Source organism: Pseudoduganella sp. R-34, assembly GCF_049904655.1.
GTDB lineage: Bacteria > Pseudomonadota > Gammaproteobacteria > Burkholderiales > Burkholderiaceae_D > Rugamonas.
In genome coordinates, this window is the sequence record NZ_CP184572.1 from 3,786,830 (window position 1) to 3,800,483 (window position 13,654).

13 protein-coding genes are annotated in these 13,654 nt (G+C 63.6%); 4 read left to right on the forward strand and 9 right to left on the reverse strand.

Annotation, left to right across the window (positions count from 1 at the left end; genetic code table 11):
- Nucleotide 1 precedes the first annotated feature (1 nt).
- Genes ACN9MW_RS17335 through ACN9MW_RS17360 form a run of 6 tightly spaced genes read right to left on the reverse strand, consistent with a single transcriptional unit; the run spans nucleotide 2 to nucleotide 6,013 of the window.
- Nucleotides 2-898: an SDR family oxidoreductase gene (locus tag ACN9MW_RS17335; protein WP_426161684.1), complete on the reverse strand. Its 897-nt coding sequence runs from the start codon at nucleotides 896-898 to the stop codon at nucleotides 2-4.
- Nucleotides 895-1,893: an NADP-dependent oxidoreductase gene (locus ACN9MW_RS17340; protein WP_426161685.1), complete on the reverse strand. Its 999-nt coding sequence runs from the start codon at nucleotides 1,891-1,893 to the stop codon at nucleotides 895-897. The genes ACN9MW_RS17335 and ACN9MW_RS17340 overlap by 4 nt, the downstream gene beginning before the upstream one ends.
- Nucleotides 1,894-1,902: 9 nt before the next feature.
- Nucleotides 1,903-2,688, reverse strand: a complete 786-nt coding sequence (locus ACN9MW_RS17345; protein WP_426161686.1) for an SDR family oxidoreductase — start codon at nucleotides 2,686-2,688, stop codon at nucleotides 1,903-1,905.
- A 10-nt stretch (nucleotides 2,689-2,698) separates the two neighbouring features.
- Nucleotides 2,699-3,001, reverse strand: a complete 303-nt coding sequence (locus ACN9MW_RS17350; protein WP_426161687.1) for a Dabb family protein — start codon at nucleotides 2,999-3,001, stop codon at nucleotides 2,699-2,701.
- A gap of 10 nt (nucleotides 3,002-3,011) precedes the next feature.
- Nucleotides 3,012-4,835 carry an acyl-CoA dehydrogenase gene (locus ACN9MW_RS17355; RefSeq protein WP_426161688.1) on the reverse strand — a complete coding sequence of 608 codons (1,824 nt, stop codon included), beginning with the start codon at nucleotides 4,833-4,835 and terminating at the stop codon, nucleotides 3,012-3,014.
- On the reverse strand, nucleotides 4,835-6,013 hold the full coding sequence (locus tag ACN9MW_RS17360; RefSeq protein ID WP_426161689.1) for an acetyl-CoA C-acyltransferase: 1,179 nt from the start codon (nucleotides 6,011-6,013) through the stop codon (nucleotides 4,835-4,837). Before ACN9MW_RS17360 ends, ACN9MW_RS17355 begins: the two co-directional genes overlap by 1 nt.
- Before the next feature lie 186 nt (nucleotides 6,014-6,199).
- Here ACN9MW_RS17360 and ACN9MW_RS17365 point away from each other — a divergent pair, with 186 nt between their 5' ends.
- From ACN9MW_RS17365 to ACN9MW_RS17380, 4 genes are all read left to right on the forward strand, one after another.
- The gene (locus tag ACN9MW_RS17365; RefSeq protein WP_426161690.1) at nucleotides 6,200-7,903 is read left to right on the forward strand and encodes an MFS transporter; all 1,704 of its coding nucleotides are present in this window, start codon (nucleotides 6,200-6,202) and stop codon (nucleotides 7,901-7,903) included.
- Nucleotides 7,904-8,116: 213 nt separating this feature from the next.
- A complete protein-coding gene (locus tag ACN9MW_RS17370) occupies nucleotides 8,117-9,223 on the forward strand; it encodes a C1 family peptidase (protein WP_426161691.1) in 1,107 nt (368 codons plus the stop codon).
- 24 nt (nucleotides 9,224-9,247) lie between these two features.
- Complete coding sequence (locus ACN9MW_RS17375) at nucleotides 9,248-9,700, forward strand: hypothetical protein (protein WP_426161692.1); 453 nt, start codon at nucleotides 9,248-9,250, stop codon at nucleotides 9,698-9,700.
- A gap of 13 nt (nucleotides 9,701-9,713) precedes the next feature.
- Nucleotides 9,714-10,034 carry a protease inhibitor I42 family protein gene (locus ACN9MW_RS17380; RefSeq protein WP_426161693.1) on the forward strand — a complete coding sequence of 107 codons (321 nt, stop codon included), beginning with the start codon at nucleotides 9,714-9,716 and terminating at the stop codon, nucleotides 10,032-10,034.
- Here the strand turns inward: ACN9MW_RS17380 and nadC are convergent.
- Genes nadC through ACN9MW_RS17395 form a run of 3 tightly spaced genes read right to left on the reverse strand, consistent with a single transcriptional unit; the run spans nucleotide 10,010 to nucleotide 13,607 of the window.
- Nucleotides 10,010-10,876, reverse strand: a complete 867-nt coding sequence (nadC, locus tag ACN9MW_RS17385) for a carboxylating nicotinate-nucleotide diphosphorylase (RefSeq protein WP_426161694.1) — start codon at nucleotides 10,874-10,876, stop codon at nucleotides 10,010-10,012. The two genes, ACN9MW_RS17380 and nadC, sit on opposite strands and share 25 nt — an antisense overlap.
- Nucleotides 10,873-12,006: a quinolinate synthase NadA gene (nadA, locus tag ACN9MW_RS17390; RefSeq protein ID WP_426161695.1), complete on the reverse strand. Its 1,134-nt coding sequence runs from the start codon at nucleotides 12,004-12,006 to the stop codon at nucleotides 10,873-10,875. The genes nadC and nadA overlap by 4 nt, the downstream gene beginning before the upstream one ends.
- The gene (locus ACN9MW_RS17395; RefSeq protein ID WP_426161696.1) at nucleotides 12,006-13,607 is read right to left on the reverse strand and encodes an ABC-F family ATPase; all 1,602 of its coding nucleotides are present in this window, start codon (nucleotides 13,605-13,607) and stop codon (nucleotides 12,006-12,008) included. The genes nadA and ACN9MW_RS17395 overlap by 1 nt, the downstream gene beginning before the upstream one ends.
- Between the last annotated feature and the right edge of the window lie 47 nt (nucleotides 13,608-13,654).

A 13,654-nucleotide genomic window follows, 5' to 3' on the forward strand; every position in this document is an offset into this window, starting at 1 on the left:
CTCACAACATTGCGCGCAGGGCCTCACGAACCTGCGGCGTGGCTTCATAGGGATCGGCCGGATTGTTCCGGGCCACCATGTCGCGCGCCCTCTGCGCCACACCGTCCAACGCTTGCGGGTGGGTGAAGATGTAGAATTTGTCGCCCGCGATGGCGGCGAACGTCAGTTCGGCCACGTCGTGCGCCGACACCTTGCCGGAAGTAACCGCCTTGGTCACCATGGCTTGCGCCGCCATCTGGCTGGCGGTCGGCTTGCCTTCCATCGGCGTGTCGCCAGGACGATTGCGGTGCGACTGGTGGATGCCGGTCGGCACGAAGAACGGGCACAGCACCGAGGCGCCGATCGGGGCCTGCACCAGCGCCAGGTCGTGATACAGGCTTTCGGTCAGCGCCACCACGGCGTGCTTGGACACGTTGTAGACGCCCATCACCGGCGGGCAGAGCACGCCCGCCATCGAGGATGTGTTGACGATGTGGCCTTCGTAGTCCGGGTCGCGCCGGGCGCACTCGAGCATCAGGGGCGTGAAGATGCGCACGCCGTGGATCACGCCCGAGACGTTCACCCCCATCACCCAGTCCCAGTCCGCTTCCGTCGCTTCCCACAGCAGGCCGCCGAAGCCGACGCCGGCGTTGTTGAAGACAAGGTGCACCGCGCCGAACTCGCGCATCGCCGCATCGGCCAATGCCTGCACTTCGGCCGATTTGCGCACGTCGCAGCGCACGGCCACGGCCTGGGCGCCCTGCGCGCGCAGTTCTGCGGCTGTGGCGTCGAGCGCGTCCTGCTGCACATCCGCCAGCACCAGCTTCATGCCGAGCGAGTGGGCCTTGAGCGCGAATTCACGGCCAAAGCCGCTCGCGCCCCCGGTGATGACTGCAACCTTGCCTTGGAAGTTTTTCATGAGGTAAGTCTCACAAGTTGTTTACCGAAGTTGTGGCCCTGCAGCAGGCCGATAAGGGCTTCCGGCGCCGAGGCCAGGCCCTGGGAAATCGTTTCACGGTATTTGACCTGGCCCGATGCGACCAGCCTGCCCATCTCGGCCAGGCCTTGCGGCCACATATCCATATGCTCGGTGACGATGAAACCGCGCAAGGTGATGCGGCTTAGCAGCAGCTTCTTGGCGTTGCGGATCGGGATCTCGGCGCCGGTGTAGCCGGCCAGCAGGCCGCAAAGCGCGACGCGCGCAAAGGCATTGCTGCGGCCCAGCGCAGTATCGAACACTTCGCCGCCCACGTTCTCGAAAATGGCGTCGATGCCGTCCGGAGTGGCGGCTGCCAGGTCGGCCTTCAGGTTGCCGGCCTTGTAGTCGACGCAGGCGTCGAAACCCAGTTCATTGACCACGTAATCGCACTTGGCCTTGCCGCCGGCAATGCCGACCGCGCGGCAACCGGCAAGCCTGGCCAACTGGCCGACCGCGCTGCCCACCGCGCCGCTGGCTGCGGACACCACCACAGTCTCGCCCAGCTTCGGGCGCAGGATTTCATGCATGCCGTACCAGGCGGTCATGCCGGGCATGCCCACTACGCCGAGGTGGGCGGAGGCCGGGACGACGCTGGTATCAACCTTGCGCAAGCCGGCGCCGTCCGACACGCCCATCTCGGCCCAGCCGAACATGCCGGCCACGAATTCGCCGACGACGAAGCTGGCGTTGCGCGATTCGACCACCTCGCCGACCGTGCCGCCGATCATGGTCTGGTCCAGCGGCTGGGGCGCAGCATAGCTTTTCGCCTCGCTCATGCGGCCGCGCATGTATGGGTCCAGCGACAGGTAATGGTTGCGCACCAGGAGCTGGCCTTCGGCCAGCGCCGGTACTTCCACTTCTTCAAGCCGGAAATTTTCCGGCACGACGACACCGCGCGGACGCGAGGCCAGCACGATGCGATGATACTTGGACATGCAAACTCCTTAGACCGCCGAGACCCCGCCATCCACTGCCAGGACCTGGCCGGTAATGTGCCGGCCGGCGTCGGAGGCAAACAGCGCAACCGCGCCCTTCAAGTCCTCGTCGCCGCCCAGGCGCTGCAGCGGCGCTGCCGCCGCCAGCTTGTTTTCACCCATGGCCTTGATCACGCCTGCGCTCAATTTCGACGGGAAGAAGCCCGGCGCCAGCGCGTTGACGTTGATACCGTACTCGCCCCACTCGCCCGCGAGGGCGCGGGTGAGGTTGATCAAGGCCGCCTTGGACGTATTGTAAGCGACGGTCTTCATGGTGCCGGGGCCATTGCCGGCCAGGCCGGCAATCGATGCGATATTGATAATGCGGCCGGAGCGGCGCGGAATCATGGAGCGCTTGCCGACGGCTTGCGACAGCAGGAAGATGCTGCGCACGTTCAGGTTCATCACCTTGTCCCAGGCTTCCAGTGGATAGTCTTCCGCCGGAGCGCCCCAGGTGGCGCCGGCGTTATTGACCAGGATGTCGACATGGCCGCCCAGCGCGGTCAGCGCCGCGTCCACCAGCGGATCGATCGATGCTTCCTTGCCCAGGTCGGCGGCGATGGCGAACGCTTCGACGCCGTTTTCCTTCAGCACTGCAACCGCTTCGTCCAGGTCGGCCTGCTTGCGCGAAGTGACCACCACCTTCGCGCCCAGTTCGCCCAGTGCCAGGGCCATTTGCAGGCCCAGGCCGCGCGAGCCGCCGGTGACGAGTGCAGTCTTGCCTTTGAGGTCGAAGAGTTCCTGGGTAGTTCGCATGGTCGAGTCCTTAAATTGTGTAATCCATGCACTGGCGCGCATCGCGCACAGCGCTGAAGAATGGTTTGAGTGCCTGGTGCTGCGGGTGCGACTGGTAGGCGTCGAGCGCCTGCTTGCTTTCGAATTCGGAATACAGCACGACGTCGCAGGTCGCTTCCAGGCCCGGTTCGGCGATGGCCACTTCGAGCTTCAGGATGCCGGGGACGATGCCGGCACAGGCCAGCAACTGCTCCTTCATTTTGGCCGCGTTGGCGGCGCGGCCGGCGCCTTCGGCATAGTCTTTCAGCTTCCACATGACGATGTGCTTGATCATTCGTTACTCCTCAGAACCACGCGTCCTGCATGTCGAGCGTGGTCGTATCGAGGGCGGCCAGCAGGTCCAGCTGCGGCTGGACCCTGGGCAGCTCCCATTGGTAGAAATAGCGGCAGGCTTGCAGTTTGCCGCGCCGGAAGTTGTCCTCTTCCGGCAGCCCGGCCACAGCCGCCATGGCTTGCTGCAGCCAGATCCAGGCCACCACCACATGCCCCACCGCCTCCAGGTAGACCGTGGCGTTGGCCAGGGTCCGGTTAAGGTCGGGGGCAGCATACAGGGCCTGCGTCACTTCTTCAACCCGGCGCCAGGCGGCATCGAGGGCATTGGCGTAGGCGACAAGCTGGCGCGCGTCCGCGCCGCGGCCGGCGCCGCGCGCGCTGTGCACCGTGGCGCGGATTTCTTCGGCCATGGTCTTGAGCAGCGCACCGTCATGGATGCTGGCCTTGCGGCCCAGCAGGTCCAGGCCGTGGATGCCCTGCGTGCCTTCGTGGATCTGGTTCAGGCGGTTGTCGCGGTAGAACTGCTCGACGTTGTACTCGCGGGTGTAGCCGTAGCCGCCATGCACCTGGATCGCCAGGTTATTCGCCTCCAGCCCCCATTGCGAGGGCCAGGACTTGGTGATCGGTGTCAGGAATTCCAGCAGGCGGCCGGCGCGCTGGCGGATCTCCGGCGTTTCGCCGGTATGCTCGTCGTCCACCAGGCGCGCACTGTACAGGCACAACCCCAACGCCCCTTCGGCGTAGGCTTTTTGCGCCAGCAGCATGCGGCGCACGTCGGTGTGGGCAATGATGGGCAGTTGCGGCGAGGCCGGATCCTTGGCTGCCGGATGCCGGCCCTGCGGGCGTTCACGGGCGTAATCCAAAGCGTGCAGGTAGCCGGTGTAGCCCAGTACCGCGGCCGCCAGGCCCACACCGATGCGCGCCTCGTTCATCATGTGGAACATGTTGAGCAGGCCCTGGCCTTCGCGGCCGACCAGGTAGCCGACAGCGCCGCTGCGGCCGCCGGGCAGATGACGCCCTTCGCCGAAGTTCAGCAGGCAGTTGGTGGTGCCGCGGTTGCCCATCTTGTGGTTCAGGCCTGCCAGGGCGATGTCGTTGCGCTCGCCGTTGTCGAGGAACTTGGGGACGATGAACAGGGAAATGCCTTTGACGCCGGGCACCAGCTTGCCGTCCGGGCCGGGAATCTTGGCCAGCACCAGGTGCACGATGTTCTCGGCCAGTTCGTGCTCGCCGCCGGAAATCCACATCTTGTTGCCGGTCAGCCGGTACTGGCCTTCGGTGTCGGGATCCGGTTCGGCGCGGGTGGCGATGTCGGACAGGCTGGAGCCGGCCTGCGGCTCGCTCAGGCACATGGTACCGAACCAGCGTCCTTCCAGCATTGGCCGCACGAAGTGCTCGACCTGCGCCGCGGATGCGCACTTGAGCAGCGTATTGGCGTTGCCGATAGTGAGGAAGGCGTAGCTCGCAGTGGCCATGTTGGCCGCGGTGAAGTAGGCGGTGACCGCCTTTTCCACCGTCAGCGGCAATTGCATGCCGCCCAGCGCGTAGTCCTGGCCGGCGGCCATCAGGCCCGCTGCCGAGAAGGCGTCCAGTGCGCGCTTCACTTCCGGGATCACGCTCACGCGTTCACCGTCGAACTGCGGCTCCTGCTGGTCGCTCAGCTTGTTATGCGGGGCGAACAGGTCGGTGGCGATCTGCTCGGCGGTGTCGAGGGCCGCAGTGAAGGTCTCGCGGCTGTGGTCGGCAAAGCGCGGACGCGCGGCCAGCCCTTCGGCGTCGAGCCAGTCGTACAGCATGAATTCGACATCGCGGCGGTTCAGCAGCCGGGACGACATCACACCACCTCGAACAGGCCTGCCGCACCCTGGCCGCCACCGATGCACATGGTGACCACCACATATTTCACGCCGCGGCGCTTGCCTTCGATCAGCGCGTGGCCGACCATGCGGGCGCCGGAGACGCCATAAGGATGGCCCACAGCGATGGCGCCACCGTTCACGTTCAGGCGCTCCATCGGAATGCCAAGCTTGTCGGCGCAATACAGCACCTGCACGGCGAAGGCTTCATTCAGCTCCCACAGGCCGATGTCTTCGACCTTCAGGCCTGCGCGCCCGAGCAGTTTCGGCACGGCGAAGACCGGGCCGATCCCCATTTCGTCCGGCTCGCATCCGGCAACGGCGAAGCCGCGGAAGACGCCCAGCGGCTGCAAGCCTTTGGCAGCTGCAATGCGGTCGCTCATGACGATGGCGCAGGAGGCGCCGTCGGAGAACTGGCTGGCATTGCCCGCCGTGATCACGCCGCCCGGCACGGCAGTGCGGATGCCGCGCACCGCTTCCATGGTGGTGCCGGCGCGGATGCCCTCGTCGGCCGCAATCGTCACTTCGCGCGTGCCCAGCATGCCGGTCGCCTTGTCGGCCACGCCCATGGTGACCGTCATCGGCACGATCTCGGCATCGAAGCGGCCGGCGGCCTGCGCGGCTGCGGCGCGCTGCTGGCTCTGCACGCCGTACTCATCCTGGCGTTCCCTGGCAATGCCATAGCGCCTGGCCACGATTTCGGCGGTCTGCAGCATCGGCAGGTAGATCGCGGGCTTGTGTTCGTTCAGCCAAACGTCCTTGTACATGTGCATATTCATTTCCTGCTGCACGCAGGAGATCGACTCCACGCCGCCGGCCGCGAAGATCTCGCCCTCGCCCGCCAGCACGCGCTGAGCAGCGCTGGCGATGCCCTGCAGGCCGGAAGAGCAGAAACGATTGATGGTCATGCCGGGCACGGTGACCGGCGCGCCGCCGCGCAAGGCGATCTGGCGCGCGATATTGCCGCCGGTGGCGCCTTCCGGATTGGCGCAACCCATGACGACGTCCTCCAGCTCGCCCGCTTCAATGCCGGCGCGTGCGATGGCCGCCTGCAGCACGTGGCCGCCGAGGCCGGCGCCGTGGGTCATGTTGAAGGCGCCTTTCCAGGATTTGGCGAGGCCGGTGCGCGCGGTTGAAACGATGACTGCTTCGGTCATGGGTGTCTCCTCTGGATGAATGTTTCGAACCAGCATAGCACAGGTTTAGCACGGTCGTTCGCTAAATTAGCGCTGTTGTAAGTTTTGTGTAAGTTTCAAGAAAGAATGCTGTAAGAATACTGGTCCAGACTCCATCCTGCCGTTGAAGCATTTGGAACACTAACTATTAATCTGGAGACAAGCATCATGGCAATTAGTTCTGGCACCGCCGACGGGCGGAGCATGGGCGGCGGCAAGGCCGCGCCGATGACCAAGGAAGAGAAGAAGGTCATCTTCGCCTCTTCGCTCGGTACCGTGTTCGAATGGTACGACTTTTACCTTTACGGTTCGCTGGCATCGATCATCGCCAAGCAGTTCTTCGTCGGCGACCCGACCACCTCCTTCATTTTCGCCCTGCTGGCCTTCGCTGCCGGCTTCATCGTGCGCCCGTTCGGCGCCATCGTGTTCGGCCGCCTGGGCGACATGATCGGCCGTAAATACACCTTCCTGGTGACCATCCTGATCATGGGCCTGTCCACCTTCATCGTGGGCCTGCTGCCGAACTACGCCAGCATCGGCATCGCGGCGCCCATCATCCTGGTCGCACTGCGCCTGCTGCAAGGCCTGGCGCTGGGCGGCGAGTACGGCGGCGCGGCAACCTATGTCGCGGAACATGCGCCGCACGGCAAACGCGGCCTGTTCACGGCCTGGATCCAGACCACCGCAACGCTGGGCTTCTTCCTGTCGCTGCTGGTGATCCTGGCCTGCCGCAATTCGATGCCGCTGGAAGAGTTTGAATCCTGGGGCTGGCGCATTCCGTTCCTGGTGTCCGTGGCACTGCTGGGCATCTCGGTCTGGATCCGCCTGTCGATGAACGAGTCCCCTGCTTTCGCCAAGATGAAGGCTGAAGGCAAGACCTCGAAGGCGCCGCTGAGCGAAGCCTTCGGCCAGTGGAAGAACCTGAAGATCGTGATCCTGGCGCTGCTCGGCCTGACCATGGGCCAGGCGGTAGTGTGGTACACCGGCCAGTTCTACGCGCTGTTCTTCATGATCCAGACGCTCAAGATGGATATCGCGACTGCCAACATCCTGATCGCCATTGCGCTGATCCTGGCAACGCCGTTCTTCATCTTCTTCGGCAGCCTGTCCGACAGGATCGGCCGCAAGTGGATCATCCTGGGCGGCTGCCTGATTGCAGCAGCAACCTACTTCCCGCTGTTCGGCGCACTGACCCACTACGGCAACCCGCAGCTGGAATCGGCGATCAAGAATTCGCCGGTGGTCGTGGTGGCTGATCCTGCATCGTGCCACTTCCAGTTCAACGCGACCGGCGAGAAGAAATTCCCGTCGTCCTGCGACATCGCCACCTCGATGCTGTCGAAAGCTTCCGTCGCCTACACCCGCCAGGATGCGCCTGCCGGCAGCGTGGCCGTGATCAAGGTTGGCGACAAGGAGGTCCAGTCCTTCAACGCGACCATGACCGCAGACGGCCTCAACTTCGATGCCGATTCGAAGAAAAAGGAAGGCGAGCTGAAAAAGTCCGTGGCTGAAACCGTGAAGGCGGCAGGCTATCCTGCCAAGGCCGACCCGGCGCAGATCAACAAGCCGATGATGGTGCTGATCCTGTGGGTGCTGGTGATTTACGTGACCATGGTGTACGGCCCGATCGCAGCCATGCTGGTGGAACTGTTCCCAACCCGCATCCGCTATACCTCGATGTCGCTGCCATACCATATCGGCAACGGCTGGTTCGGCGGCCTGCTGCCAACCACTGCTTTCGCACTGGTGGCGTTCAAGGGCGATATCTACTACGGCCTGTGGTATCCGATCGTGATCGCACTGGCCACCCTGGTGATTGGCGCCCTGTTCATCCGTGAGACCAAGGACAACAACATCTACGCACAAGACTGAGCCGCCAGCGCGTTCAGCCGAGGCCGCTTTCGGGCGGCCTTTTTCATTGCGGCGTCGACCGCACAAGGCGCGGGAGCTTTGAGATACCTCAAACCCCGCGCATTCAAGGGACTTGAAATATCGACCGCCTCCTATACTCAAGCTGCTCCCATGGCCCCGTATTCACAGGGTAGAGCAAGCAGGAAATCCCATCAGCTTCATCAGGAGAAGGCCATGACTATTGAAACCATTTCCCTCCAGCAGATCAAGGATGCACTCGCAAAAGAAGGCGATCCTTGGGAGGCTGGAGTGACCACCATGTCCGTACTGCTGCCCGACGAGCAGCAACTGCGCCTGGGCGTCAAGCCGCCGCCCGGCGAAGCATCGATCGACCAGGTTGCGGCACGCAGCCAGCAGAACCGGGAAGCATTGCGCGCCCGCGCATCCGAGAACATTGCCGCGCCAAGCGCCTACGATCTGCGCAATGTGGGCGGGAAGAACTTCGTCACCGATGTCACCGACCAGGGCAATTGCGGCTCCTGCGTGGCATTCGGCACCATCGCAACCGTGGAAGGACGCCTGCGGGTCCAGCGCAACAACCCTGCGCTGAGCATCAACCTGAGCGAAGCGCACCTGTTCTTCGTGTATGCCAAGGCGGCGGGCTACAACTGCGATACCGGCTGGTGGCCGGAGTACGCGTTTGACGCCTTCAAGCAAGGCGTGGTCGACGAAGCCTGCTACCCCTATGACCTGAATCACCGTGAAGGCAACCTGTGCAGCAATGCGGCCGAGCGGCTGACGCGCATTACCGGCTATACGGCGTTGACCAACAACCCGGCACAGATGAAAGAGTGGATCGCCACCAAGGGCCCGGTCAGCGCCTGCTTCGTGGTCTACAACGACTTCTTCAGCTACAAGAGCGGCATCTACCGTCACGTGACGGGGGGCCAGGCCGGCGGCCATTGCGTTTCCATCGTCGGCTATAACGACAATCCAGGCTATTGGATCTGCAAGAACAGCTGGGGCAATGCCTGGGGCGATGCCGGCTTCTTCAATATTGCCTACGGCGAGTGCGCCATAGACAGCTGGCGCAACCACGGCGTGGACGCCATTCAAAACACCGGCTGGCAGAACAATGCGCGCGTCACGGGCCTGTGGGCCATCGACCAGCAGCGCAATGCCTGGGCCTATTTCCAGGGACTCGGATGGCGCAAGATTTCCAATGAAACCGATGCCATTTTCTACGACATGCTGACCGACCTGATTGCAGCCAAGGCATCAGGCCGCGCTGTCAACTTCTACGAAGTGGACAACGTGATCAAGCAAGCCTATGTATTCTGAACCGCAGTAATTTCGGAGAACATCATGACTGAATCACAACCGACAATGACACCTGGCGGCGCCCAGGCATCCGGCGTCGTGGAGTACGACGCACCAAGCATGAGCCCGGCAACCGTGCTACCCGACGGCGATGGCGCGACGGCGCTGCTCCTGCAAAGCCCGCCCGTGCCCACTATCGGCCTCGAACTGTTGGCACGGCAGAGCTCTCCTGCCCTGCCGGCCCAGGCTGCCGGCACCGCTGTGGGCGCGGTGACGGCGTGGCAAAATGACAAACGCTTCACCGCACTGTGGACCATCGCCGAAGACCGCAACGCCTGGGTTGGCGTGTCCGGCATCGGCTGGAAGAAGCTGTCCAACGCAAGCGAAACGGCGACCACCGGCCTGGCCATGCTGTCTGCCCATGCGCGCGACCGCGAGCGCCAGGTCAACTACCGCGACGAAGCCGATGGCATGATTCACGAAATGTACGTCTGGTAAACGGGAGGCCGGGATGCAGGTGGATGAGTCGCAAGCTGGCAGCAGCGTCGACCTCGCCGAGGGTGAGCTGCTGATCGTGCGCCTGAAGGAAAACCCAAGCACGGGATACCGCTGGGCCGTCGAACAGGCCGGCGGACTGGCGTGGGAGGATGGCGGCAGCGGTCCGGCCGGCGTGCCCGGCGCTGCCGGCATCCACGAGTTCCGCGCACGCGCCGACCGCGTGGGCCGGCACGACATCTGCCTGAAACACTGGCGCGACTGGGAAGGCGAGCGCGGCATCATCGCCCGCTATCCCTTGACCCTGCAGGTTCAGCCGATGATACGCAGCGAGTAATCGGTGGCCTTGATGTCTTTCGTCAAGGCGCCGATGGAAATGCGGTGTACGCCGGTTTCGGCAATGGCGCGCACCGTGTCGAAATTGACGCCGCCCGAAGCTTCCAGCAGCGCCCGCCCGCCGTTCAGTTGCACGGCTGCGCGCATCATGTCGAGGTTGAAGTTGTCGAGCAAGATGGAGACCGCGCCGGCAGACAAGGCTTCTTCCAGTTGCTCCAGCGTTTCCACTTCAACCTGGATGCTGACTTTCGCGTCCAGGCGCTTGGCCGCCGCCAGTGCAGCCGTGATGCCGCCTGCCGCCGCGATATGGTTCTCCTTGATCAGGATACCGTCGTACAACGCCAGGCGCTGGTTCTGGCCGCCGCCCACGCGCACCGCGTATTTCTGCGCCAGGCGCATGCCCGGAATCGTCTTGCGGGTATCGAGGATGGCCGCGGTGGTGCCTGCGATCACGTCGACATAGCGACGGGTCGCAGTGGCAACGCCGGACATCAGCTGCATGAAATTCAGCGCCGAGCGCTCGGCAGTCAGGATGGCGCGGGCCGGGCCGACGATGGTGCAGACAGGCGTGTCGGCGGCCATCAGGTCGCCTTCAGCGTAATGCCAGTCGATGCCGATGGACGGATCCAGCGCTTCCATCACGCCTTCGAACCAGGGCGCGCCGCACAGGACCGCCTCTTCCCGCACGATCACGCGCGCGGTGGCGCGGCCGTCTTCGGGCACCAGCTTGCCGGTCAGGTCACCGGTGCCGATATCTTCCATCAGTGCCGCCAGCAGGTTGCGCTCGTACGCGCCCGCCAACGCATCGTCAAACGGTGCGAATCTATTTTTCAGGGTACTCATGCGGGACCGATGCCTTGGAACAGTTGCGCTTCTTTCGCCAGGTCGGCGCCGGGGGCAATCTTGGCTTTCTTGGCGGCGGCGAAATCGAGCATGCGGTTGATCGAGCGCTGCGCCAGCTTGCCCACTTCGGGATCGACGTGGATCTCGTTATTCATGTTCTCCAGCACGTCGGCCAGGTTGCGCAGGCCGTTCATCGCCATCCATGGGCAGTGCGCACAGCTCTTGCAGGTCGCGCTGTTGCCGGCGGTAGGCGCTTCGATGAAGGTCTTGCCCGGTGCAGCCATGCGCATCTTGTGCAGGATACCGTTGTCGGTCGCGACGATGAATTCGGTGTTCGGCAGGCTGACAGCAGCGGCGATCAGTTGCGAAGTCGAGCCCACCACGTCGGCTTGCTCAACCACGCCGGCCGGCGACTCCGGGTGCACCAGCACTTTGGCGTTCGGGTGCTCGGCCTTCAGCAGGTCCAGCTCCACGCCTTTGAATTCGTCGTGCACCAGGCAGGAGCCCTGCCACAGCAGCATGTCGGCGCCAGTCTGCTTCTGGATGTAGGAACCAAGGTGCTTGTCCGGCGCCCACAGGATCTTCTTGCCCTGCTCGTGCAGGTGCTTGACGATGTCCAGGCCGATCGAGGACGTGACCATCCAGTCTGCGCGCGCCTTCACCGCGGCACTGGTGTTGGCGTACACCACCACGGTGCGGTCCGGATGCTGGTCGCAGAAGGCGATGAAGTCTTCCGGCGGGCAGCCCAGGTCCAGCGAACAGGTGGCGTCCAGGTCCGGCATCAGCACGGTTTTCTCCGGACTCAGGATCTTGGAGGTCTCGCCCATGAACTTGACGCCGGCCACCACCAGGGTCTTGGCCGGATGGTCGCGCCCGAAGCGCGCCATTTCCAGCGAATCGGAGACGCAGCCGCCGGTTTCCTCGGCCAGGTCCTGCAGGTCGGCGTCCACGTAGTAGTGGGCCACCAGCACGGCGTTGCGCTCGCGCAGCAGGGTCTTGATGCGTTCCTTCAGCAGGATCTTTTCATTGGCCGGCACGGGTGCCGGGGTGCGGGCCCACGCGTGGGCCACGCAGCTGCCGCCTTCGACCGGCTTCTCGAATTCGACAGTCTTGATCGGAGTTTCAATCATTACTCGATGCCTTGGCTCTTCAGATATTCCTCATAGCCGCCGCGGAAGTCCACGACTTCGTTTTCCTTGATCTCGATGATGCGGGTGGCCAGCGAGGAAACGAACTCGCGGTCATGCGACACGAAGATCAGGGTGCCGGCGTACTTTTCCAGGGCGATGTTGAGCGACTCAATCGATTCCATGTCCATGTGGTTGGTCGGCTCGTCCAGCAGCAGGACATTGTGACGGCCCAGCATCAGCTTGCCATACATCATACGACCTTTTTCGCCACCCGACAGGACCTTGACCGATTTCTTGACTTCGTCGCCGCCAAACAGCAGGCGGCCCAGCGAGGAGCGCACCGCCTGGTCGTCGTCGCCTTCCTTGGTCCACTGGCCCATCCAGTCGGTCAGGTTGATGTCCGCAGCGAATTCCTCGGTCGGATCCTGCGGCATGTAGCCGACGTTGGCGTTTTCCGCCCACTTCACAAGGCCGGTATCGCTGTCCAGGCCCGTGATGTCCTTGCCGCCGATGCAGCGCAGCATGGTGGTCTTGCCGGCGCCGTTGGCGCCAATGATGGCAATGCGCTCGCCCGCTTCGATCATCAGGTCGACGTTCTTGAACAGGGTGCGGTCGTAGGTCTTCGAGATGCCCTGGGTTTCCACGGCCAGGCGGTGCAGCTTTTTCTCGCCGTCGAAGCGCACGAACGGATAGGCACGCGACGATGGCTTGATGTCCTCGATCTTGATCTTGTCGATCATCTTGGCGCGCGAAGTAGCCTGGCGGGCCTTGGACTTGTTGGCCGAGAAGCGGCGCACGAAGTCCTGCAGTTCGGCGACCTTCTCTTTCGCCTTGGCGTTGTTGGCCAACTGCTGGTTGCGGGCCTGGGTCGAGGCCAGCATGTATTCGTCGTAGTTGCCCGGATAGATCTTCAGGGTGCCGTAGTCCATGTCGGCGACGTGGGTGCAGACCTGGTTCAGGAAGTGACGATCGTGGGAAATGATGATCATCGTCGAATCGCGCTGGTTCAGGGTGTCTTCCAGCCAGCGGATGGTGTTGATGTCCAGGTTGTTGGTCGGTTCGTCCAGCAGCAGGATGTGCGGATTGGAGAACAGGGCCTGCGCGAGCAGCACGCGCAGCTTCCAGCCCGGCGCCACGGCGCTCATCGGGCCCTGGTGCAGGCTGATGTCGATGCCGGCGCCCATCAGCAGCTCGCCGGCGCGCGCTTCGGCGGTGTAGCCGTCATATTCGGCGACCTTGCCTTCCAGTTCGGCCGCTTCCATGTAGTCGTCGTCGGTGGCTTCCGGGTTGGCGTAGATGGCGTCGCGCTTGGTCATCGCTTCCCACATCTCGGTGTGGCCCATCATGACCACGTCCAGCACGCGCATTTCTTCGTAGGCAAACTGGTCCTGGCGCAGCTTACCGAGGCGCTCGTTGGCGTCCAGGCTGACGTTGCCGGCAGACGGTTCCAGGTCGCCGCCCAGGATTTTCATGAAGGTCGACTTGCCGCAGCCGTTCGCTCCGATCAGGCCGTAGCGGTTACCGTCGCCAAACTTGACGGAGATGTTCTCGAACAGCGGCTTGGCGCCGAACTGCATGGTGATGTTTGCGGTAGAAAGCATGCTGGGAAAATGGTGAGAAAAAGCGAATCGGGCATTATACCCCGTCG

What these genes read in the sequence shown, in the direction of transcription:
- ACN9MW_RS17335 (WP_426161684.1), bottom strand. Translation starts at nt 898, where the DNA reads ATGAAAAACTTCCAAGGCAAGGTTGCAGTCATCACCGGGGGCGCGAGC.
- nadA (WP_426161695.1), bottom strand. Translation starts at nt 12,006, where the DNA reads ATGATTGAAACTCCGATCAAGACTGTCGAATTCGAGAAGCCGGTCGAA.
- nadC (WP_426161694.1), bottom strand. Translation starts at nt 10,876, where the DNA reads ATGAGTACCCTGAAAAATAGATTCGCACCGTTTGACGATGCGTTGGCG.
- ACN9MW_RS17380 (WP_426161693.1), top strand. Translation starts at nt 9,714, where the DNA reads ATGCAGGTGGATGAGTCGCAAGCTGGCAGCAGCGTCGACCTCGCCGAG.
- ACN9MW_RS17365 (WP_426161690.1), top strand. Translation starts at nt 6,200, where the DNA reads ATGGCAATTAGTTCTGGCACCGCCGACGGGCGGAGCATGGGCGGCGGC.
- ACN9MW_RS17340 (WP_426161685.1), bottom strand. Translation starts at nt 1,893, where the DNA reads ATGTCCAAGTATCATCGCATCGTGCTGGCCTCGCGTCCGCGCGGTGTC.
- ACN9MW_RS17355 (WP_426161688.1), bottom strand. Translation starts at nt 4,835, where the DNA reads ATGTCGTCCCGGCTGCTGAACCGCCGCGATGTCGAATTCATGCTGTAC.
- ACN9MW_RS17395 (WP_426161696.1), bottom strand. Translation starts at nt 13,607, where the DNA reads ATGCTTTCTACCGCAAACATCACCATGCAGTTCGGCGCCAAGCCGCTG.
- ACN9MW_RS17345 (WP_426161686.1), bottom strand. Translation starts at nt 2,688, where the DNA reads ATGCGAACTACCCAGGAACTCTTCGACCTCAAAGGCAAGACTGCACTC.
- ACN9MW_RS17350 (WP_426161687.1), bottom strand. Translation starts at nt 3,001, where the DNA reads ATGATCAAGCACATCGTCATGTGGAAGCTGAAAGACTATGCCGAAGGC.
- ACN9MW_RS17360 (WP_426161689.1), bottom strand. Translation starts at nt 6,013, where the DNA reads ATGACCGAAGCAGTCATCGTTTCAACCGCGCGCACCGGCCTCGCCAAA.
- ACN9MW_RS17375 (WP_426161692.1), top strand. Translation starts at nt 9,248, where the DNA reads ATGACTGAATCACAACCGACAATGACACCTGGCGGCGCCCAGGCATCC.
- ACN9MW_RS17370 (WP_426161691.1), top strand. Translation starts at nt 8,117, where the DNA reads ATGACTATTGAAACCATTTCCCTCCAGCAGATCAAGGATGCACTCGCA.